Origin of the sequence: Fredinandcohnia quinoae, from assembly GCF_022427965.1 — a bacterium.
GTDB lineage: Bacteria > Bacillota > Bacilli > Bacillales > Bacillaceae_L > Ferdinandcohnia > Ferdinandcohnia quinoae.
The window spans coordinates 204,819-224,788 of the sequence record NZ_JAKTTI010000001.1; the positions used below are offsets into that span (position 1 = coordinate 204,819).

29 protein-coding genes are annotated in these 19,970 nt (G+C 33.7%); 6 read left to right on the top strand and 23 right to left on the bottom strand.

The genetic code is table 11. The features are described 5' to 3' along the window. Positions 1–9: 9 nt before the first annotated feature. Entirely contained in the window at positions 10–222 is a 213-nt protein-coding gene (locus tag MJG50_RS01005; RefSeq protein ID WP_240251976.1) for a biotin/lipoyl-containing protein, read from the bottom strand. Positions 223–257: 35 nt separating this feature from the next. Further along, positions 258–1,589 carry an acetyl-CoA carboxylase biotin carboxylase subunit gene (locus MJG50_RS01010; protein ID WP_240251977.1) on the bottom strand — a complete coding sequence of 444 codons (1,332 nt, stop codon included), beginning with the start codon at positions 1,587–1,589 and terminating at the stop codon, positions 258–260. Positions 1,590–1,784: 195 nt separating this feature from the next. Between MJG50_RS01010 and MJG50_RS01015 the strand changes: the two genes are divergently transcribed. Continuing rightward, a complete protein-coding gene (locus MJG50_RS01015) occupies positions 1,785–2,264 on the top strand; it encodes an N-acetyltransferase (RefSeq protein WP_240251979.1) in 480 nt (159 codons plus the stop codon). A 51-nt stretch (positions 2,265–2,315) separates the two neighbouring features. Here MJG50_RS01015 and MJG50_RS01020 read toward each other — a convergent pair whose 3' ends face one another. The 4 genes from MJG50_RS01020 to MJG50_RS01035 form a co-directional block, all read right to left on the bottom strand. Continuing rightward, positions 2,316–2,930 (bottom strand): RsfA family transcriptional regulator, encoded by a 615-nt coding sequence (locus MJG50_RS01020; RefSeq protein ID WP_240251981.1) that lies wholly within the window; start codon positions 2,928–2,930, stop codon positions 2,316–2,318. 95 nt (positions 2,931–3,025) lie between these two features. Continuing rightward, positions 3,026–3,793, bottom strand: coding sequence for an enoyl-CoA hydratase/isomerase family protein (locus MJG50_RS01025; protein ID WP_240251983.1), 768 nt, complete (start codon positions 3,791–3,793; stop codon positions 3,026–3,028). 91 nt (positions 3,794–3,884) lie between these two features. Next, positions 3,885–4,058: a 50S ribosomal protein L32 gene (gene rpmF / locus MJG50_RS01030; protein ID WP_003348855.1), complete on the bottom strand. Its 174-nt coding sequence runs from the start codon at positions 4,056–4,058 to the stop codon at positions 3,885–3,887. A 35-nt stretch (positions 4,059–4,093) separates the two neighbouring features. Further along, positions 4,094–4,612 carry a YceD family protein gene (locus MJG50_RS01035; protein ID WP_240251985.1) on the bottom strand — a complete coding sequence of 173 codons (519 nt, stop codon included), beginning with the start codon at positions 4,610–4,612 and terminating at the stop codon, positions 4,094–4,096. A 142-nt stretch (positions 4,613–4,754) separates the two neighbouring features. On the opposite strand from MJG50_RS01035, the gene MJG50_RS01040 reads away from it, so the two are divergent. Further along, positions 4,755–5,999 (top strand): nucleotidyltransferase, encoded by a 1,245-nt coding sequence (locus tag MJG50_RS01040; protein WP_240251987.1) that lies wholly within the window; start codon positions 4,755–4,757, stop codon positions 5,997–5,999. Positions 6,000–6,034: 35 nt separating this feature from the next. Here MJG50_RS01040 and MJG50_RS01045 read toward each other — a convergent pair whose 3' ends face one another. Next, positions 6,035–7,066, bottom strand: a complete 1,032-nt coding sequence (locus tag MJG50_RS01045; RefSeq protein ID WP_240251989.1) for a SepM family pheromone-processing serine protease — start codon at positions 7,064–7,066, stop codon at positions 6,035–6,037. Further along, entirely contained in the window at positions 7,047–7,853 is an 807-nt protein-coding gene (locus MJG50_RS01050) for a patatin-like phospholipase family protein (RefSeq protein ID WP_240251991.1), read from the bottom strand. Before MJG50_RS01050 ends, MJG50_RS01045 begins: the two co-directional genes overlap by 20 nt. Positions 7,854–8,091: 238 nt before the next feature. Here MJG50_RS01050 and ylbJ point away from each other — a divergent pair, with 238 nt between their 5' ends. Further along, entirely contained in the window at positions 8,092–9,318 is a 1,227-nt protein-coding gene (gene ylbJ, locus MJG50_RS01055; RefSeq protein ID WP_240251993.1) for a sporulation integral membrane protein YlbJ, read from the top strand. Here the strand turns inward: ylbJ and coaD are convergent. The 7 genes from coaD to ylbD form a co-directional block, all read right to left on the bottom strand. Then, the gene (gene coaD / locus MJG50_RS01060; RefSeq protein WP_240251995.1) at positions 9,315–9,803 is read right to left on the bottom strand and encodes a pantetheine-phosphate adenylyltransferase; all 489 of its coding nucleotides are present in this window, start codon (positions 9,801–9,803) and stop codon (positions 9,315–9,317) included. The genes ylbJ and coaD overlap by 4 nt on opposite strands. Positions 9,804–9,827: 24 nt before the next feature. Next, positions 9,828–10,373: a 16S rRNA (guanine(966)-N(2))-methyltransferase RsmD gene (gene rsmD / locus MJG50_RS01065; RefSeq protein ID WP_240251997.1), complete on the bottom strand. Its 546-nt coding sequence runs from the start codon at positions 10,371–10,373 to the stop codon at positions 9,828–9,830. A gap of 404 nt (positions 10,374–10,777) precedes the next feature. Further along, on the bottom strand, positions 10,778–11,053 hold the full coding sequence (locus MJG50_RS01070; protein ID WP_240251999.1) for a YlbG family protein: 276 nt from the start codon (positions 11,051–11,053) through the stop codon (positions 10,778–10,780). A gap of 138 nt (positions 11,054–11,191) precedes the next feature. After that, complete coding sequence (locus MJG50_RS01075; RefSeq protein WP_240252318.1) at positions 11,192–11,635, bottom strand: YlbF/YmcA family competence regulator; 444 nt, start codon at positions 11,633–11,635, stop codon at positions 11,192–11,194. Between the two features lie 75 nt (positions 11,636–11,710). Beyond that, entirely contained in the window at positions 11,711–12,124 is a 414-nt protein-coding gene (locus tag MJG50_RS01080; RefSeq protein ID WP_240252001.1) for a hypothetical protein, read from the bottom strand. 92 nt (positions 12,125–12,216) lie between these two features. Further along, entirely contained in the window at positions 12,217–12,456 is a 240-nt protein-coding gene (locus tag MJG50_RS01085) for a YlbE-like family protein (RefSeq protein ID WP_240252003.1), read from the bottom strand. 26 nt (positions 12,457–12,482) lie between these two features. After that, positions 12,483–12,872, bottom strand: a complete 390-nt coding sequence (gene ylbD / locus MJG50_RS01090; protein WP_240252005.1) for a YlbD family protein — start codon at positions 12,870–12,872, stop codon at positions 12,483–12,485. A gap of 146 nt (positions 12,873–13,018) precedes the next feature. On the opposite strand from ylbD, the gene MJG50_RS01095 reads away from it, so the two are divergent. Next, entirely contained in the window at positions 13,019–13,528 is a 510-nt protein-coding gene (locus MJG50_RS01095; protein ID WP_240252007.1) for a PaaI family thioesterase, read from the top strand. Positions 13,529–13,546: 18 nt separating this feature from the next. Continuing rightward, positions 13,547–13,948: a hypothetical protein gene (locus MJG50_RS01100; protein WP_240252009.1), complete on the top strand. Its 402-nt coding sequence runs from the start codon at positions 13,547–13,549 to the stop codon at positions 13,946–13,948. 14 nt (positions 13,949–13,962) lie between these two features. Here the strand turns inward: MJG50_RS01100 and MJG50_RS01105 are convergent, their stop codons facing one another. The 3 genes from MJG50_RS01105 to safA form a co-directional block, all read right to left on the bottom strand. Continuing rightward, positions 13,963–15,024 carry a CAP domain-containing protein gene (locus tag MJG50_RS01105; protein ID WP_240252011.1) on the bottom strand — a complete coding sequence of 354 codons (1,062 nt, stop codon included), beginning with the start codon at positions 15,022–15,024 and terminating at the stop codon, positions 13,963–13,965. Between the two features lie 222 nt (positions 15,025–15,246). Beyond that, the gene (locus tag MJG50_RS01110) at positions 15,247–15,681 is read right to left on the bottom strand and encodes a CBS domain-containing protein (RefSeq protein WP_240252013.1); all 435 of its coding nucleotides are present in this window, start codon (positions 15,679–15,681) and stop codon (positions 15,247–15,249) included. Between the two features lie 21 nt (positions 15,682–15,702). Further along, positions 15,703–16,323, bottom strand: a complete 621-nt coding sequence (gene safA, locus MJG50_RS01115) for a SafA/ExsA family spore coat assembly protein (protein WP_240252016.1) — start codon at positions 16,321–16,323, stop codon at positions 15,703–15,705. Positions 16,324–16,546: 223 nt separating this feature from the next. Between safA and MJG50_RS01120 the strand changes: the two genes are divergently transcribed. Then, positions 16,547–16,912, top strand: a complete 366-nt coding sequence (locus MJG50_RS01120) for a YugN family protein (RefSeq protein ID WP_240252018.1) — start codon at positions 16,547–16,549, stop codon at positions 16,910–16,912. Between the two features lie 24 nt (positions 16,913–16,936). On the opposite strand, the gene MJG50_RS01125 is transcribed toward MJG50_RS01120, so the two are convergent. The 5 genes from MJG50_RS01125 to ctaF form a co-directional block, all read right to left on the bottom strand. Next, positions 16,937–17,287: an Asp23/Gls24 family envelope stress response protein gene (locus MJG50_RS01125; protein WP_240252020.1), complete on the bottom strand. Its 351-nt coding sequence runs from the start codon at positions 17,285–17,287 to the stop codon at positions 16,937–16,939. 126 nt (positions 17,288–17,413) lie between these two features. Continuing rightward, positions 17,414–17,923, bottom strand: coding sequence for a GNAT family N-acetyltransferase (locus MJG50_RS01130; RefSeq protein ID WP_240252022.1), 510 nt, complete (start codon positions 17,921–17,923; stop codon positions 17,414–17,416). Positions 17,924–18,072: 149 nt separating this feature from the next. Continuing rightward, positions 18,073–18,540, bottom strand: a complete 468-nt coding sequence (locus MJG50_RS01135) for a DUF420 domain-containing protein (protein WP_240252024.1) — start codon at positions 18,538–18,540, stop codon at positions 18,073–18,075. A 26-nt stretch (positions 18,541–18,566) separates the two neighbouring features. Next, positions 18,567–19,484, bottom strand: a complete 918-nt coding sequence (gene ctaG / locus MJG50_RS01140; RefSeq protein ID WP_275695446.1) for a cytochrome c oxidase assembly factor CtaG — start codon at positions 19,482–19,484, stop codon at positions 18,567–18,569. A 152-nt stretch (positions 19,485–19,636) separates the two neighbouring features. Continuing rightward, on the bottom strand, positions 19,637–19,969 hold the full coding sequence (gene ctaF, locus MJG50_RS01145) for a cytochrome c oxidase subunit IVB (RefSeq protein ID WP_240252026.1): 333 nt from the start codon (positions 19,967–19,969) through the stop codon (positions 19,637–19,639). Position 19,970 lies beyond the last annotated feature (1 nt).

Genomic DNA, 19,970 nt, shown 5'->3' on the forward strand with positions numbered 1-19,970 from the left:
ATAAGTCATCTATTCTAAAACTAATAACACATCATCTTCATTTACAAAGTCCCCAATCGAAATTTTAATTTCTGCAACCTTCCCCTCAATATGACTTTCGATTGGAATTTCCATCTTCATTGACTCAAGCACAACAACCACTTGACCTCGAGACACTTCTTGACCAATTGAAGCGATTACATTTAATACAGTACCTGCCATTGAAGCTGTGATTTCATTCATGTTTGCTTGCCTCCTAGATTATTAAAAATATATAATTATTTATTAGCTAAAAAGCCTGTTGAATAATCTCCTCTTAAGAAAGATTCATCATTAAGCGTTTTAAGAAATAATGGGATATTTGTTTTAATACCTTTCACTTCAAATTCATTTAAAAATTGCTTGGATAATTGTATTGACTCATTACGAGTCTTACCCTTAACAATTATTTTTGCAATCATCGGATCATAAAAAGGAGTCACAGTTGAACCTTCCTCATACCCACTATCTATGCGTACATATTGGTTCTCATCACAATATGAAAACTTTTCGATTTTCCCAGGGGATGGTAAAAATGAAACTGGGTCTTCCGCATATAAACGAAATTCTATTGCGTGGCCAGTTGCATTTATTTCATCTTGTTTTAAAGGTAATCGTTCTCCTCTTGCCACTAAAAGCTGCCATTTAACCAAATCAATATTTGTTGTCATTTCAGTAATTGGATGCTCAACCTGGAGACGAGTATTCATCTCTAAAAAATAAAAATTCTCTTCCTCATCCACAATAAACTCAATCGTTCCAGCATTCGTATAATTAACAAATTGCGCTGCCCTTTTTGCAGCTTCACAAATTTTATCTCGTGTTTTAGTTGAAATGAAAGGGGAAGGTGTCTCTTCAATTACTTTTTGATTACGCCTTTGAATCGAACAGTCCCTTTCGTATAGATGGACTATATTACCTTCCATATCTCCAAATATTTGTACCTCTATATGCCTTGCATTTGAAATGTACTTTTCGATAAATACATCATCATTTCCAAAATACATTTTCGCTCGTGCCTTTGTGGATTGAAATGCCTTCTGCAAATCATCTTCGTTATAACAACATTGCATCCCGATTCCCCCACCGCCACCACTTGCCTTAAGCATAACAGGGTAACCGATTCTCTCTGCAAGTTCACAAGCTTCATCAATAGATGGAATCCCATTCTGACTTCCTGGAACAACTGGAACACCAGCATCTATCATTGTTTTCCTTGCCTTCACCTTATCTCCCATAAGCGATATGATATCTGGATTGGGACCAATAAATATAATTTTATGATTTTCAACAGCTTTAGCAAAATCGCTATTTTCTGATAAAAAACCATATCCTGGATGAATTGCATCAACCTTTTCTTGAATAGCAACTTCTAATATCTTATTTACTTGAAGATAAGATTTCATGACGGGTGGTTCACCAATTCTATATGATTTTGAAGCATGTTTGACATAAGGTAAATCTTTATCTGCATCTGAATATACTGCTACTGTTTCAATTCCAAGTGAATGACATGTTTTTATGATTCTAGACGCAATTTCACCCCTATTAGCAATTAAAACTTTTCTCAAAATTCAATACCCTCCTTCAAACCACCTACAAATACATCCAACTATAACTATTTCTACAAAGGGAAACAAATTCCTGCAAAATTTTGAAAACGCTTTCTACTTTTTTCGCAGAATTTTTTGTATTTTTGTTATATAATAATATGTATACATTAAAATTATTTTCGATGATTAATTAACATACAAGGGGGAAAATAAATGTACACACCAAAAGTTGAACCATTAGTAGTAAATTATAAAACTCTTGAGGAATTTAAAATGTTTAAGGAATATGGACTTCAGGAGTTATCAATGCTTGAGGATTTAGAGACAAATATAATTGAAAACGATAGTGATTCACCATTCTATGGAATATATTTCGGCGATAAACTAGTTGCACGTATGAGTTTATATAAGCTTGACAAAAATTTTAATAAATATTTCGATCCGGCACAAGATTATCTAGAATTATGGAAACTAGAAGTTCTACCCAACTATCAAAGAAAAGGTTATGGTCAAGCATTAGTAGATTATGCAAAAAGTTTTAATATGCCTATTAAAACAAATCCAAGGGTTAAATCCTCAGAGTTTTGGGAAAGAATGGGCTTTATCCCAGCTGAATATAATATGCAGCGTGACCTTGGCGAAAACCCATTACTTTGGTTTCCACAGGGAGTACAGCAGTTGGAAAGTGAATAACCTAATTATCAAAGTTGAAACAGCTGAACCCATATGGTCAGCTGTTTTTAGTTACTTATTCTCGATTCGCTCAAGGTTTCCATTTCGATCCATTTGAAACTTAACCTTTTTACTTCTTTCATCTTCTTGGAGAACGACCATTTTTCTGGCACGTTCCATAATTTCAATTAATGCTTTATAGTCTTCTTCAATTAACTGGATATTGTTTTCTAGTGTTATCTTTTCAGAGGAGAGCTTCTGAATATGCTCTTGGAGATGTTCTAGTTGTTTTTTAAGAAGTTTATTTTCTTTAATAATTTCATGTAAATCACTTTCCGTCTTTTCATATTCTTGAAGTAAGCTAATTATTTCGCGTAAACTTAATGATGTATTTATTTCCACTGCTTCAACCTCTACTTCTGGTTGAATATTCTGTGCTATCTCAGTATTAACCTGTTTCTTTAAATCCTTACGCTGTTTTTTCGCTAGCTCAATTCCTGATTTATATTGTTTTCGAACAAATGAATTCCACCTAAAACCACAGGCAGCTGCTGTACGGGTTAATCTTCTACCAACTTCTTCAAAAGCTCCTAGTTGTGTACCACCTTCCCTGATGTGTCGTAATACAACTTCAGCGAGAAGTAGATCTTCGTCCTGTGTCCAAGCATCTTGACGTGTTGTCGTCATACCTTTCCCTCCTATACTCCTTTTTTTCTATTCATATGCGAGTAGTAGAAAAGATAGACTATACACATTCTAGCGAGATTTTTTTATCATTACAGTTATATTTTAGTTTCGAGAAATTCTTTCACTGCAGTATGATGTTCTTTTGTTGCCCAAAGATGCGAGCAAGTCTCGATTTCTTCAAACATTCGTGCCTTAATATTTGATTCCTGCCATTTACGAATTGCAACATTTTTATATGCCGTTAACACGTTAATGTTATGGATAATCTGCTTGGATATGAATTGTTCACATTCCCCAAGTAAGTTATCCGGTCCGATAACCTTATGTATAAAACCTTTTTTATATCCATCAATTGCTGAAAAGACTTCGGCTGACATTAGCATCTGTAATGCATTTTCATAGGGCATTTTTTCTAATAACATCGTCGCACCACCCCAGCCGGTTGTAATTCCCATACGACCTTGGACAAATCCAACACTACCATCCGTTGATCCGAGTCGATAATCACATGCTGTTGCTAGTTCACAACCTCCGCCAATCGCAACTCCATTCAATAATGCAACGGTTGGTTTTGATAAAGTTAAAAGCTTATATAAAATTCCACCCATTTTAGATAGCATTTTATAGGCATCTTCCTGTGTTAAGAGGCTATGAAATGCATTCAAATCCCCACCGGAACAAAATGCCTTATTCCCCGCTCCCGTAATAATAAGAATTTTGTCTGAGTCATTTTCTTCGACATAATTTATTATCTTTGCTAACCCATCCATAACATCATAATCTATTGCATTTCTTTTTTCAGGTCGATTAATGGTAAACCACACAAGTCCATTCTTATCCCTACTAACTAAAAATTTCTCCATTACAACATCTCCTTTCATTTCAATTTTCATACAAAAAAGCGCAACATCAACTTAGTTAATGTCACGCTTTTTTATGTGTTAACAACATCAATTAATTGTTAACTACTTCTTTTCCTTTGTAAGTACCACACGCTTTACATACGCGGTGTGCTAATTTCATTTCACCACAGTTTGGGCACTCTACCATACCTGGCACTTGTAATTTGAAATGTGTACGACGTTTTCTCTTTGCAGTTTTAGATGTTCTTCTGAAAGGTACAGCCATTATTCCCACCTCCTTAAAAAATGGTTAAGATGGATTTATTCGTCTTCAAAGAATTTTGCCAATCCAGCTAATCGGGGGTCAATCTTGTTCTTTTTATCATCCTCGGAGATAACTTCCCAGTCTTTCCCGGATTGTGGTGCGGCATCTTCTGAGTTCGAATGATCACAAAAAATTTGAATAGGTATTTCAAGAAGAATATTTTCCTTGATTGCAGGAAATAAGTCTATCATTTCTCCTCGAACTTGATGAACATCTTCATCAGATTCTAGATCAAAATCAGATGTCTGTCTAAGTAAAAAGGTTTCAGTTGTTTGAATCTCAAACGGATAATTCACGTCAACCAATGTCCGAGAGCAAGGCAAAATCATTGTTCCAGAAATCGTTAAATGAAATGTTGCTTTTGTTGAGCTGAGATCACCACGCCCTGAAACATGGACTGGTTTGATATCTCTAATCGTTTTATCTAGCTCTTTTAAATCACTTACATCTACAATTTCATCAATAGTAAGGCCTCTATGAACCAACTGATTTAATTGATTAATTGACCATTTCATGTGAAATCACCTCAAGGCAACAAAGGTAATTATAGCTTTCAAGATTACATTTGTCAATATTTTTTCTTTACACTATAATGAGTGTATTCTTTATTACTATATCAGCTTTTTCAAAGAAAATAAAATTATAAAGGGTGAAAAAATGAAATCGGTTGGTGTTATAGTTGAATATAATCCTTTCCATAATGGTCACAAATATCACATTGATGAGACTAGAAAGAAAACAAATGCTGATTGTGTAGTTGCGATAATGAGCGGAAATTTCCTACAACGTGGCGAACCTGCATTAGTTTCAAAATGGTCACGTACAAAAATGGCATTAGAAGCAGGAATAGACATTGTGATAGAGCTTCCCTATGCTTTTGCAACGCAAAAAGCTGAAACCTTTGCAAATGGAGCAATCTCATTACTTAATGCCTTACACTGTGATGAAGTTTGCTTTGGGAGTGAACATGGTACCATCAATGAATTTATTATGACGGTTGACTTTATGAAAAAACACCAAGAGACTTTTGACAAATATCTTAAAGAAGCAATTAAAGAGGGAAATAGCTATCCAAAAGCAGCCTCTCTAGCATATCTTTCTCTTTCAAACGATGAAAAATACTTAGATTTATCAAAACCTAATAATATTTTAGGGTATCATTATGTTAAAGCAATTATTGAGCAGAAAAGTAAATTGATAGCTACTACGATTAAACGTACTTCTGCTGAATATCATGATGAGGTTTTTACTCATACTTCGATAGCAAGTGCAACAAGTATTAGAAAAGCTTTATTTTCAACTAAAGGTAATCTAGATGAAATCAAAAACTTCTTACCAGAAACTACTCTATCCCTTTTGACTGCTTATTATGATGAGTATAAGCAATTTCATCAATGGGAGGACTATTTCGGCTTGTTTAAATACAGATTACTTACTTCAAATCCTGCTGAACTTGCCCTCATATATGAGGTTGAAGAAGGAATAGAAAATAGACTGCTCTCAACTATTAAGGTCTCAACTTCTTTTAAAGACTTTATAGAACGGATTAAAACAAAGCGGTATACATGGACAAGACTCCAAAGACTTTGTCTTCATGTCCTAACACATACCACCAAAAATGAAATGCTAAACATCAAAGAAAATAAGTCTGCTAGCTATATAAGATTATTAGGAATGTCACAAAAGGGACAGAAATACTTGAATCTAATTAAAAAGAAAGTAGACTTGCCAATTATTTCAAAGTTATCAGCCCATAAAGATGATTTACTTCATCTTGACTCGAAAGCAACACAAGCATATTTATCAATTTTCCCGGAACCATTACGGTCCAAGCTGCTTCATGATGAATATTCAACACCACCGATTAGGTATAACGAAAAAAATAATTTTTTTATCCAATAGAAAAACAGCCAGATTTATTCCTGGCTGTTTCTTTCTTATTTTTTATCTGATAATGACTCCAAATATTTAATTGCTTCTTCAAATGTATCCACTGGAATGATCTTCATATCTGATTTTATATCCTTTGCCGTTTCTAATGCTTGTTCATAATCTGAATTAGGTTTTCCATTTTCGTTTGGCGCAAAGAAAATATCAACATTTGAATTATCAGCAGCAACTATCTTTTGAGATATTCCTCCAATCGGACCAACAATTCCATCGCTATTGATCGTACCAGTACCCGCAATATTTAAACCATGTGTAAGATCCTCTTTGATAAGTTGGTTATATATTTCAATTGTAAACATTAAACCTGCTGAAGGACCACCAATTTTTTCTGTATCAATAGTAACTTTCGGATCGGATATCACTTCTTTATCAGTTATTAAGGTGATTCCAATCCCAATCTTATCAGGTATATCAGGAAATGGTACAATTGGGATGGTTACAGACTGTTCTTTCCCTTCTCGTTCAAAGGTTAATGTTATTTTTTCATTTTCCTTTTTATTCCCTACATATTCGATAAATTCATTCTGGTCTTTTATTTCTATTCCATCTACTTGAAATACCCGATCACCTGGTTTCAAATCATCCGCTGCTGGCATCCCCTTAACAACCTGCATAACATAAATTCCATGATTCTTAGTACTGACAGGCTTATTCGCATATTTATATGCGACTGTTATCGCAGATTCCTGTGAATCCTCCATATAATATAATTGACGATTATTATATTCTTCATCACTCTCATTGTCTTTTCTTATTTGATTAATTGGATAAATTTCATAATACTTATTCAATTTTGCCCATCCATACGAAAATATATTTGCTTGACCCATTCGTATTGTAGTAAGCATAAATTTCCCTTCTACTTCATAGCCATTCTCAACATCAATAATTGGTTCAAGCTCCTGGGCAAGACCGGGCTTTGTAACATAGTAAGGCAGTTTTATAAAGGTTCCTAAAACAAGTAAAATTAAAATTATTAATAAAGTGATTATAAAATATTTACTTCTCCTTTTTTTCATTACATGCGGACTCCTTCCACTTTGCAATTCTTTCCTGGATGATTGGAATTTGTTTTTTCGTCTCCTCTTCACCCTTTCGGATAATATCTTCAATGTTTGTAAATGCACGCGAACTATACTGCGCAACATGTGGGTGGATCATAATATCTGAAGTAAGTTCACCTTCTTTTACGAGTTCCCGTTGCATAATATCAATACTTTGTAAAATAACATCAAAAATCGAAGAAATTTCCTCATTTATCTTCACATGTGAAACATCTACAGCAATCACAATATCAGCTCCCATTTCTTTAACAACAGAAACAGGTACTCGATCAATTACACCACCATCTACTAAAATACGGCCATCAATTTTTTCCGGAACAAATATCCCTGGAATTGATATACTCGCTCTTACTGCATCAGAAATCGAGCCTTCCTTAAAGATTACTTTTTCTCCTGTTAATAAATCAGTAGCGACAATAGCTATTGGAATATCCAGCTGCTCAATGGTTTTTCCGTGTGTAAAGAGCCTGATTAGTTCCTTTACACGTTTTCCAGATATAAAACCCATTTTCGGTACAGTAAAGTCTAAGTAATACTTTCTTTTAAAAGCAGATGCCAGCTTGTATAACCTATTTATATTGAGTCCAGCCCCATAAAAGCTTGCCACTAATGCCCCCATGCTGCTACCAGCAATAAGATTAATCGGAATATTTTCTTCTAATAACACTTTTATAACACCAAGGTGGGCAAATCCTCTTGCACCACCAGCACCAAGTGCCAATCCTAATATAGGCTCGTTCACATCTATCAACCCCCACCTATTTTCCACTGCTATTCATACATACAAACATATGTCAGTATATGAAAAATTATCTTGTACAATCTTATGGTCTAAAGTTGCTACCTATACACGTATATTTAGATTAGAGTGTACAACCATGTATAAAAAGTGAAAAATTTAAAAAAGTGGGCTCTCTTATTCTATCATTTACTGCTACTCACTGTATAGAAGAGAAGATTAACCATAGGAGGCATACCCATTGACACGTTCAAGACTTATGACCTTGTTGATAGCGTCAAGTATTTCAATTCTTACGATTGCTCTTATATATTTTCCGAAAGAATCACTGGAAGCATCCAGAATCGGTCTAGAAATGTGGTGGAAGATCGTTTTTCCATCGCTATTACCATTTCTAATTATTTCTGAATTATTAATTGGATTTGGTGTCGTTAAATTTATTGGTGTTCTATTTGAACCACTCATGCGACCATTATTCAGAGTACCTGGTGTAGGTGGATTCGCTTGGGCCATGGGTATGGCCTCTGGTTTTCCAGCAGGAGCAAAATTAACAGCTAGACTAAGACAAGAGGAGCAAATTTCAGCAATCGAGGCGGAAAGACTGGTTTCTTTTACGAATGCTTCAAATCCATTATTTATTTTTGCAGCAATCTCAGTAGGTTTCTTTGAAAACCCCAGACTGGGGATACTGCTTGCAATATCCCATTATCTTGGTAATTTCTGCGTTGGACTAATTATGAGATTCCATGGTGGAAAAGAGAAAACTACTTCAATCAAAACTGGCGAAAGAAAGCCATATCTAATCCAAGCATTTATAGAATTACATCGAACGCGTCTAAAAGAAAAAAGACCTTTCGGACAATTATTAGGGGATGCTGTTACCTCTTCCATCCAAACACTACTAATGATTGGCGGATTTATCATTTTATTTTCTGTTTTCAATAAGTTATTAACTCTAGTAAATGTTACTTCATTAGTTGCATCAGTACTGTCCTTACTATTAAAAACTTTCCAAATACCAGCTGAATTAAGTATCCCATTAATATCCGGTTTATTTGAAATAACAACAGGTTCAATGTTAACGAGTCAGGTTGAAGATATGGATTTAATCTATCAAGTAATCATTACTAGCTTTATTCTTGGCTTCTGCGGCTTTTCAGTCCAAGCACAGGTAGCGAGTATTCTAGCAGAGACTGATATTCGGTTCAAACCTTTCTTTTTTGCAAGAATTTTACATGGTTTTCTTGCTGCCGTTCTGTCCTTTATACTATGGAAGCCTTTATATGAAAGTCTTCCAAAAACTCAGAAAACAGGACAAATCATTACTGTATTTCTTCAGGAGCATTCTCCAACTTGGATTGAAGTATTATGGAATGGTTTAATACAATATGGTCCACCATTTACCATCCTATCATTAACAATTTATATTATTTATTATGTAAAAAAAATAATTAGCCCCCGAGTTTAAAGGGGGCTAGAGAATTTTTTAATTAAGGCTTCTTCTACTGATTTTGGGACAAGATCAGATATATTCCCATGATATTTCGCAGCTTCCTTAACAATACTTGAACTTAAAAATGAATACTGATTATTTGTCATCATAAAAAACGTTTCAATTTTTTCATTTAGGATCCTATTCATTGATGTTATTTGCATTTCATACTCGAAATCCGAAACTGCTCGCAAACCTCGGAGAATTGCATTTGCATTTTTTTGACTTGCATAATCCATCAATAATCCCTGAAAGGACTCAACCTCAATGTTATTCAAATCTTTCGTTACTTCTTTTAATAATTCAATACGTTCCTCAACAGAAAATAATGGATTTTTCGAAGAATTATTTAAAACAACTACAAAAATCTTGTCAAACACCTTTGCTCCTCTTTTTATGATATCAAGATGACCATTTGTTACAGGATCAAAACTACCGGGACATACAGCAATTCTAGTCATTTTTATCCCCCCTACTTTCTTCTGTTAACAGTATATTGACACGGCAATTATGCCATATTTTTCGTATTTTACTTGAGTTAATGAATCAATCGTCCCATCTAATACTATCTCAGAACCATGTTCCGCAATAATATATCCACCTTTTTTCAAAAGATTTTTTTCACTAATTTCCTTTATAAGCTGATTTAATTTCTGTTGTTTATAAGGTGGATCCAAAAAAATTAAGTCAAATTGTAAACCGCGTTTTACAATTGCTTTCAATGCCCTACCTGCTTCATTCTTGTACACTTCTCCGTTCAAAGTAAAATCACAAATTTCAAGATTTAATTTGATCGTTTGAATCGCTTTTGGATCTCGGTCAACAAAAATGACATGCTCGATTCCCCTACTAAGCGCTTCAATTCCTAATCCCCCACTACCACCAAATAAATCCAATGCTTGCCCACCACTAAAAAATGGCCCAATCATATTAAATATAGCTTCTTTCACTTTGTCGGTGGTAGGTCGTGTTGACATCCCGGGTACTGCCTTCAATTGGTGTCCTTTTTTAACACCTGAAACAACTCTCATGCTTTCACCACATTTTTTATTTATAGTCCTTTGAAGATAACCATTTTTATCCTAACATAAACAAATATCAGTGACTAGATTTGAATTTGATATGTTTATCATTAACAATAAACAAAAAAGTAACTCTTTATGTATACACAATTTTCAAATGGTCATAATTAGTAATAACAACATCATTCGAGGATGTTGTTGCCAACCGCGGAGAAGACTTACGTTTCCCCATAAGTTCTTCCTCCGGTTTCTCCTCTCCCTTTGCCTTCTTCCACCTAAAGATTTACTCGTAAATTTTAGATGGATTAGAAGGACCCTGCAAGTTTTGATTGCAGGGTTTTTTTCTTTCACAGAAAAATAAAAAAAGAGTCGTAAAAGAAACAAATTCCTTTTATAGACTCTTTAATTAATTATTATAATCCCACTTTATAATCATATTCCTTAGCACGATCTGGTCGTTTATTTTCAAATTCCATTTTTAAAAATGGCTTGTAGGAAGGTTCAACTTTTTTGACATAAGATAATGCTTTAAGCTTATCAATGATAGATTCTGTATTTTCCATGTCGTTGTAAATAACAACATATTTTAATTTTTTTGAAACATAGTGGATGTTACCAAACTTACGCAAAAATTTAGCATGTTTTAATGATTGTACCCAAACAATAATACCTTGACGCTTCCCGAACATAGTATTTTCTCCTTTAAAAAATCGGTTACCAATAGTTTAGCATAACTTGTCATTTTTTCACAATATTAAAAAAGGGGAAAACTAGTAAAGTTCAGAATTAAAAAACATTTACTGTTTATTAAGCTTACGATCTACATATTACTTACAACCGCAACTTCCTCCACTTCCACAGCCTCCACCACAACTAGAAATGGAGTCGAAATAAGGATTTCCTGTCGGAACCTTAATATATTGAGAGACAGCTCCCCCAATTAGAACACTTATTTGATCCAATAACTGCTGAATTTTCTCTTCTGAATTCTTAAATGCAGCAATTGTATCGTGTATATCTAGTTGTCTTTTTAATTCTCTTGTTTCCTTAGTAACTGTTCGGAAATCTGGATGGTATTTTCCGAACCTCTGCACCTCTTCAAATCTATCCTTCATTTTAAGAAAGTTAGCAATTAATTTCTGTGCCTCTTCATCATTTTGTAATCTATATAAACAGTCTCGATAGTCCTGAACAAGATCAGAATGTAATATCATCGATGCTATTTGTTCAGCATCTTCAATAATTTCGATTTTCTCGATTGTTGTTGCAATCAAATTTCAACACCTCCATTTTAACTATATCATGATTTTCCGATAATGGCGATATAATGCATTTTTGATTTCAATCTATTTAATTTCAATATCTATTATTTTACTTAGCGGATATTCTGTTAAGTCATTATGAATGATTTGAATTTTCAAGTGATGTTCTCCATTTGAAAGTCCCTTTATAATAAAAGCGGCAGTTGAAAATTTATCTACTTTTTTACCATCGATATATACAGCTATATGTCCTTCCCCATCCTTTTTTGGCCCACCACTTTGTTTAAATGTGAAATTTGGAATGACACACTCTACATAGACATTATTTCCTTTTACACTATGTAAAACGTCAAAAACTCGAAAATTATTATTAGGAGTTACCGACAGCCCAAATGTTTCAATACTTTTTCCCATAAAACCTTTCGGAACGGGTTTATCATTTGTGCATCCAGCTAGTATAGAAATGAATAGAAGGTATAAAATGAAATTCTTTATCAAAATGATCACTCCTTTTCAATACTAGTTTTACCTTATTAAGTTACTTTAACACTTCATAAAGCATAAAGTAGGAGCAATTATTAAATTGCTCCTTAGTCACTTTGCCTCATTCCTTGATACATTTGAATCATAAATGAAGCTAATTCTAATGAATGGTTAAATTGTTGAATTCTATGTGGAAATGTTTTTTGAAAGTATTCTTTAGATGCATGTTCAATTAATTGTATATCCGTTGGGTTTCTCGTTAACTTTCGGTACCACATAGGATTTTCACGAATGAATTTTCTCAGCTGTTTGTTATTTTCAATATAGGTATACGTTTCTTTTCTCATCATTTTCCCCCCTTCTACTAGAGCTTTTAATCCTTTCGGAAGGAAAATGGATGATTGTGTGCCTGATTTAAATTTGAACTTGATGGTTTTTTGAAGGTTTGGAACTGATGGATAACATCTTGTATGGTTGAAATAGCTGTCCCAACATTTGAAATTTGCTCCTGAACATCATTTATATTAACGTTTTTAATTGTAGAGAAAATTCTCCCCATAAAATCTTCCTTCACTTCTGGTGAAGATGTTTCTTTACTTCCCTTATATATTTTCCATTTCTCATCAGCTTCCCCTAACAAATACCAGTCCTCATAAAGCTCTTGCCAATTTTTTTTGCCACTTCGTACCTCTTGAACTAAGGTAGGATGTTTTTTTACAAATTCTTTAAACTCTTGAATCGAAGGATGCACCTGCTTTTTCAAATAACTCACCTCTTTATTACGAATCGCCTACTATATTTTATCTACGAATCCCCTTAACGTTCGCCCATTTTCAATTGCCAATATAGAGGAACTGTTGATAAAATGGATTTTGAATACAAAAAATGGAGACGAGAAGGGAAATACCTATGAAAGATAGAATGAAGCAAAAATTAGAAACTTTTATTAATTCGGCCAATGAAGAAGAACTCCATGTAATGGAGCTTGTGATGGATGGTGTTATTCGTAAGCATTCCTGTCAGAACAATTCATATTTAGGCGGATTGCTTCAAGCGCATCGAAATATTATCAATGACACAACATACGAAATGACAATTCCAAATACAGAAATTGTTCAAAATGCACTTCAAATTGTTCATGGTGGAATTACAGCAACCCTGCTTGATTCAGCAATGGGATCTCTAGTCCATCATATATTACCAGATGATAAGGCTTGTGTTACGACAGAAATGAAGATTAATTATGTTGCACCAGGTATTGGAAAAGAATTACGATGTATTGCTACCCTCATCCATAAAGGTTCTAAAATTTGTGTTACTGAAGGAAAAGTATTTCGTGACGATGGTAAATTAATCGCTCATGCTACTGCTAGCTTTTTTATTATCAACCGGAATTTGGAAGAATTACTTTCGAAGTAATCGAATTGGGGTGATAGAATGGTTACCGCAATACTCATTCCGATTATCATTTTATATTTTTATTTCTTATCAAAGCGTGAAAATAAAAGCTATGAGCAAAAATGGCTGGAGTTAGAGGATGTTGAAAAAGAAGGGATTATTACTGGCCGGGTTATCAGTAAAACAGAAGAGAAACAGAGATTTTACTATCATAAATCTGTTTTTGTAACTGAATTACAATTAAGAAATAATAACATTATTATTAAAGCAAAGCGGATCGTTCCAATTAAAGAAAACTTTATACCACCAACTATTCAGATTGGTGACTATATTAAGTGTACCGGAAAATGGGAGAAGGAATATTTTCATTTTCTTCAATATCAAATTATTGATAAACATAATACTAAAGAGCAAAGAAAAGTAATACTCTCCAAAAGTTGAGTATTACTTTTCTTCTATTGTTCCCATTTTTGAATAAAATTCTGAGTATAGTATTTTTCATATACTCCGACACCTAAATGGTTGAATTTCCCATTCAATAATGTATCCCGGTGACCCTCACTATTTAACCAACCTTCTACAGCTGCTATTGCATCTACATATTTTGCAGCAATATTTTCCCCTGCATATTGGTAGATCACCTCACCTTTTGCAAGCCTATCTGCCAATCCACCATAGGTTGGTGAGGTATGTGAAAAGTAGTCTTGTGTACTCATATCCTTACTATGATTATATGCCACCTCTGCTACTTTTACATCCCATTCTACAGGTTCAAGATTATGTCTTATTCTGATAGCATTCGTAATATCTAATATTTGCGCTGTATTCCCTACCTCAACCTCTCTCCACTCATTGTTTGTTAACTTTTTTGGAGTGACTAGTTTTCCCCGATAGACCATATCATATGGAAGTTGTTTTATTAAAGTCTCTTCATCCATAAAACGAATACTCGAAATTTCGTTTGTAAATGTATCAACATACAATTGAATATAGACTTCACCAATCGAAACTAAGGGTCTTGCTTCCATTTCTTCTTCAGTTAGCTCAAAACGATATAGATTTTTTTCTGGAGATAATGAGACAACTTGTTTAATAATTCCTTGTTTTTCAATTTCTTCAATGGCTTGTCCTATACGAAATGGATTAACAGCTACCTTATCCCCCATCCCAAATGCTGTCACTACTCTATCATTTTCAATACCAATTTGAATATAATTTGATAGGTCAGTATTATACACCCACCAGCTATAATCATAGGAGGATTTATCAATTCTATTTGGTTTTCCTAGTTTTTCTTCAATTTCGGAACGATTCATTCCAATAAACGAATATAAACCTTCATATTTTTGAATTTTATGTTCATTTTCTTTTAGACTAGTGAGATTTGTATCTTTTCCATTCTTTTCAATAACTGTAGGAGTATTCGTGATGCTTTTTGTAAGTTTTGATTTTCCTTGATTACTAGAATACATATAAATACCGGAAATGATTACCAATAAGAAAATAATGACTATCAATTTTATCGCTTTTAAGGAAATCCCCTCCCCCAACTACTTTCATTTCTACTATATATATTAATTATTGCTAGTTTTATTCTTCTTTAATGAAGAAAATTCATTAGAAAACTTGGCATTCGCCAAGCCTTTAGCGAATTGCCTTAGTTGCACATATTCGGATAAGAAAAGTTTATACTTTCTAATCCGTTAAAAAAGACACCTAAGAAGGCGTCCTTTTCTCTATTAGTGCTGTGTAAAGTTCTTTTCCGATATTTCACTTAAGGCTTCTCCAGCACTTTCGTTTGACATTTTATATGTCGCTAAATCTCCTAGTGAGACAATCCCAATTAATTGACCATTCTCAACAACAGGTAATCGTCGGATTTGGTGTTTAGCCATAAGCGTAGATGCTTCCTCAAGAGACATTTCAGGTGAGCAAGTAATTAGCTCTTCACTCATAACATTCGTAACTTGGTTTGATCCAGCTCTTTTTTCTGCAATCCCACGTACGACTAAATCTCGATCAGTTATCATTCCAATCAATTGTTCATTTCCATCATCGATAATTGGAATAGCACCTACATTCAATTCTTTCATTTTAACTGCAACCTCATATACATTATCAAGGGGTGTACAACTTTCTACATCAGTACTCATTACATCACGAACAGTTTCCATTGTTACCTCCCGTATATAGACTTATTTACCAATAAACATTTGTGTCCAATAATGTTTCTTTGACCCACCTGGGGAATATCCAACACCAATATGCGTTACATCACTCTTTAAAATATTTGCTCGATGTCCAGGACTATTCATCCAAGCATTAACAACCTCTTGAGGAGTTCTTTGACCAGCGGCAATATTTTCTGCTGCAGTACGATACGTAACACCAAAATTTTTCATCATAGTAAATGGTGAGCCATAAGTTGGTGATGTGTGAGAGAAATAGTTACGGTCTCTCATATCTACTGATTTGTAACGCGCAACTCGTGACAATTGCCAATCAGCTTTTAATGCTGGTAACCCATATTTAGCTCGTTGCTGATTGGTTAATTGGATGACTTGGTTTTCAATGCTTTTTACATTATCCAGTACTGGTATCGTTACCTTTTGACCTGGGTAAATGAGCGCTGGATTAGTAAACTGTGGATTAGCTTGTATAATCTCTGATAATCCAACCTGATATTTAACCGCTATCTTCCATAATGAATCCCCACGCTGAACAGTATATGTAGTTGTACCTTGTCCATGAACTAGTAATGGACTACCAACCATTAAAAGAACAGCTACGATAATCATAAGTAATCGTTTTTTCATCAAATTGTCCCTCCTTTCGTCTATAGTTTGACCAAATAATCAAAAATCTCCCCTTAAAAGAAAAATATATTTTTTATGTATGAAGTTTGAAATATTCTATACTAATATTTTCAAGATTATGGCATATTCATAACAATTCTCGTGTTAACGTTGCAACTTAGCAATTTTCGTACTATTATAAAACAGAGACCATTTAAGTTGTTAATATAGTAGGAGGGTTTTTATGAGATTTGAAAATACAGGGATTGAAAACTTAACAATCGAACTTTCTAAGTTAACTCACATCATGAAGGAAGAAGGTTTGGTTTTTGCGGGTCAGTGGGATTATGATCGAGTTACATACGACCGTAAATTTGTAATAAAAGATGAGACATTTTATCTTCGTGTACAAGGTTATGCGATTGAAGGCGAAGTTGAAGAAAACGGTAAATATGCTGTTATTAAATTGATTACACCTATTTTAGGAAAACATTATTACCCACATGGTGTTGAATATGGCGAGGATGAAAACTTTCCTAAATCACTTATCGAACAATGCAACCGCATTTTAGCAAAAGTCAAAGAAAATATTTCAGCATTCTCTGCATAAAAAAACTCGCCTGTGGCGAGTTTTTTAATTAGGAGTGTTACTTAGTTCTTCTACAGAAATTTTCACACTTAGAAGCCTAATTCCTGTCATTGCTTTTATTTCCTGAATGATTGTTTTTTGGATATGTTCACAAGTCTTTATTATTTTCATACCAACCTGTAGTGCAATTTTAATTTCTAATTGTAATTCATTTTCCTGATTGATAATCATAATACCATTTTTATGATAATTTCTATTTATTAACCCAACCACACCATCTCTTATACTAGTAGAAATCTTAATTCCATCCATCTCATCAATACAAATACTTGTAATCATCGCTAAGACTTCATTTTTAATATATAGTGTTCCATGTTCAAGCACTTTATTAACCAATGACAACACTCCTTTACTGTTCAAACGAGTTTCGTGTAATGATTTATTAACTAGTTTATGCAAGAATATAGAATTGGGCACAAACCTATTTGGAATAAATAACAATGAAGTAAGGAGGCTTCCCACTTAGATTGCTTTTTTTAGCTCCCACATTAAAAACCTGCCGTCTTTCTTAGTGCATCTCATTCCAAGTTTTTCAAATAACTGGATGGATCGGAAATTACTTTCACAACATTCTGTAATTACTTTTTTCGCATTTGTTTGAGTGGTTAGCCATTCAATCATTGCATCAACTGCTTCATATGTTAATATTGAATTTTGAAATTCATTACTCATATTAAAACATAAATGAACCGTACCATTATTATCTGGTTTTCCTTGAATATAAATATCTCCAATAATCTGCTTATCCTCATAATTAATAATGATCCATAGTCCCCAGCCATAATATGTGTTGTCTATTTCCATTTCCTCAATATATAATGGCAAGATTCCCGTTATTAAAGCTGATGGCCAGCCCTTCGGAATCGTAATGGGTGATTTTTGTTCAAGCTCATTACGATGGAAAATCAATGATTTTGCTATATCCAAAGAGCAGGGTACGATTAAAAGGTGTTCTGTAAAGATTTCAATCATCCTATTCAACACACTCCTTCTAACTATATTTTACTAGCAAGCTAGGTAGTAAGTAGGTAACATGATATGGGATTGATTTCTTTACCGGAAAAAAATAAAAGGTGTTATAGAATAGTATATTCTATAACACCTAATTCATATTACATACTTTAAGATCCAAGGATTGCTTTAATAAGTGATGTTGTTTCTCCACCTGTGTAAAAGACATAAAGCAATAAATAAACGGCAACACCTGTTAGAGCAGAAAATACCCAGATAATACTTGTTATTGGCCCAATTTTTCGGTGTTTTTCGATCTTGTTTTTATATCCGAGATAAAGGGTAATAACACCGAGTATCGCACCAATTGTTGCTAAGTTTATATGAAATATTAGAAAAATCGTGTAATAAATTTTAATATCATCTGGTCCACCAAAAGAAGTGTTTCCAAGGAAAATTGTTCGAGACATATAGATGATAAAGAAAACTAATGCAAATATTGCTGCCAATGTCATTGTTTTTTTGTGTGCTTCTATATTTCTCTTTTTTATTAAATACCAACCGATGACAACACATACTGCACTTAATACAATAAAAATTGTACTAAGTGTTGGTAAAATTGGCAATGTATGATTCATGTTTAACCTCTCTTATTTTATTCAAGCTAATTGATTCGTGGTTCGTTCAATGCATTTGAGTCAACCATAAGATCCTCATCTAATTCATCAATTCCCCGTTCTTTTCTGGCCCATTCAAAGAATACGATAGCTAAAAAGATTCCATAGATGATCTCTTGCATGATTTTCATTATAACTCCACCTGTTCGCTGATCTTCAAGTGCGGACATTGAAGTGAACATATCTGGACCAGAAAGGTCAATCTGTGATAGTAATGAAGCCGGTACACAAAGTTCAAGTGACTTAGTCCATGCCCCAAGCTCTGTATAGGTTGCATAAAATGCAGCATCTGAAAAAATAATTAAAGCACAGGCTGGAGTTATTAAAATTCCATCAGCAAAAATATAACCGATTTTTTTTAAACCATGTAAGTTATTCCATCCCTCTAACTTATTAAGTAAAGGCCACCACATTAGAATTGCAGCGATAAAGATTATTGAAGTTACCGACGCATGCAGAATTACATTAGTTTTTACAAAATCATGAATAAATGGAATATGATAAAAAGAAAATATACCATTGAAAAGAAATAAAGCAATAATTGGAGAAGTAAGCAATTTTATTATTGGCTTAATTATTCGTTGATTTACAATACGGCTCCATACCCAGTTGGGAATACCAAGAATAAATAATGGCGCAATGACTAAGTAGAGAATCGCCATCTGAACCATATGTGTTGTAAAAATAATATGCCCCAATAAATCAATCGGACTTCCTTTGCAAATATATAATAGGACCATTCCTAAAACAAACATGACTTTTGTCTTAATGGGTGTGGGCTCAGAACCAGAAAAGCGATGACGCCATGGCCCAATAAGTAAAAAATATAATAGTGTAATAACTAAAAGTGAAATCAAAAAGTAAGGACTCCATAGTGCTCGAAAACCAAATATATTTAATGACATTATCTGTATCACCTCACAAGTAAACAATATGTATACATTGTTAATTATACCTTTACTGTTTCGCCCAAGCAATGAACGAATTATGAACAACACTATCCGTTATTTTAATAAAGAAAGCCGGCTAGATAGCCGACTCTCTTATGATTGTAACATTACCACCAAATAATCGTCATGAAAGCTAATACAGTGATTGCAGCAATAAATACCCCCGAAAAAAGGAACATTTTTGGTGCTTCATGACCTTTGTGGTTCATATGCATGAAATAAAACAATTGAAAAATAACTTGAATGACTGCTAAAAGAATGATGAATGGTACTGTAAACCATGCAGTATATTCTTTATAGCCTACCGCTAAAAATGCAACCAATGTTAAAAAGATCATAAGTACAAATGAAATCACTTGATGTTTCATTTCTTCAGCATTCTTTTTTCTACGGTATATTAAATCCACATTAGGGTTACCTGAATTTGTTTGATTTGTCATA

What these genes read in the sequence shown, in the direction of transcription:
- MJG50_RS01005 (WP_240251976.1), bottom strand. Translation starts at nt 222, where the DNA reads ATGAATGAAATCACAGCTTCAATGGCAGGTACTGTATTAAATGTAATC.
- MJG50_RS01015 (WP_240251979.1), top strand. Translation starts at nt 1,785, where the DNA reads ATGTACACACCAAAAGTTGAACCATTAGTAGTAAATTATAAAACTCTT.
- MJG50_RS01020 (WP_240251981.1), bottom strand. Translation starts at nt 2,930, where the DNA reads ATGACGACAACACGTCAAGATGCTTGGACACAGGACGAAGATCTACTT.
- MJG50_RS01025 (WP_240251983.1), bottom strand. Translation starts at nt 3,793, where the DNA reads ATGGAGAAATTTTTAGTTAGTAGGGATAAGAATGGACTTGTGTGGTTT.
- rpmF (WP_003348855.1), bottom strand. Translation starts at nt 4,058, where the DNA reads ATGGCTGTACCTTTCAGAAGAACATCTAAAACTGCAAAGAGAAAACGT.
- MJG50_RS01035 (WP_240251985.1), bottom strand. Translation starts at nt 4,612, where the DNA reads ATGAAATGGTCAATTAATCAATTAAATCAGTTGGTTCATAGAGGCCTT.
- MJG50_RS01040 (WP_240251987.1), top strand. Translation starts at nt 4,755, where the DNA reads ATGAAATCGGTTGGTGTTATAGTTGAATATAATCCTTTCCATAATGGT.
- MJG50_RS01045 (WP_240251989.1), bottom strand. Translation starts at nt 7,066, where the DNA reads ATGAAAAAAAGGAGAAGTAAATATTTTATAATCACTTTATTAATAATT.
- coaD (WP_240251995.1), bottom strand. Translation starts at nt 9,803, where the DNA reads ATGACTAGAATTGCTGTATGTCCCGGTAGTTTTGATCCTGTAACAAAT.
- rsmD (WP_240251997.1), bottom strand. Translation starts at nt 10,373, where the DNA reads ATGAGAGTTGTTTCAGGTGTTAAAAAAGGACACCAATTGAAGGCAGTA.
- MJG50_RS01070 (WP_240251999.1), bottom strand. Translation starts at nt 11,053, where the DNA reads ATGTTCGGGAAGCGTCAAGGTATTATTGTTTGGGTACAATCATTAAAA.
- MJG50_RS01085 (WP_240252003.1), bottom strand. Translation starts at nt 12,456, where the DNA reads ATGAGAAAAGAAACGTATACCTATATTGAAAATAACAAACAGCTGAGA.
- MJG50_RS01095 (WP_240252007.1), top strand. Translation starts at nt 13,019, where the DNA reads ATGAAAGATAGAATGAAGCAAAAATTAGAAACTTTTATTAATTCGGCC.
- MJG50_RS01100 (WP_240252009.1), top strand. Translation starts at nt 13,547, where the DNA reads ATGGTTACCGCAATACTCATTCCGATTATCATTTTATATTTTTATTTC.
- MJG50_RS01110 (WP_240252013.1), bottom strand. Translation starts at nt 15,681, where the DNA reads ATGGAAACTGTTCGTGATGTAATGAGTACTGATGTAGAAAGTTGTACA.
- safA (WP_240252016.1), bottom strand. Translation starts at nt 16,323, where the DNA reads ATGAAAAAACGATTACTTATGATTATCGTAGCTGTTCTTTTAATGGTT.
- MJG50_RS01120 (WP_240252018.1), top strand. Translation starts at nt 16,547, where the DNA reads ATGAGATTTGAAAATACAGGGATTGAAAACTTAACAATCGAACTTTCT.
- MJG50_RS01130 (WP_240252022.1), bottom strand. Translation starts at nt 17,923, where the DNA reads ATGATTGAAATCTTTACAGAACACCTTTTAATCGTACCCTGCTCTTTG.
- MJG50_RS01135 (WP_240252024.1), bottom strand. Translation starts at nt 18,540, where the DNA reads ATGAATCATACATTGCCAATTTTACCAACACTTAGTACAATTTTTATT.
- ctaG (WP_275695446.1), bottom strand. Translation starts at nt 19,484, where the DNA reads ATGTCATTAAATATATTTGGTTTTCGAGCACTATGGAGTCCTTACTTT.
- ctaF (WP_240252026.1), bottom strand. Translation starts at nt 19,969, where the DNA reads ATGACAAATCAAACAAATTCAGGTAACCCTAATGTGGATTTAATATAC.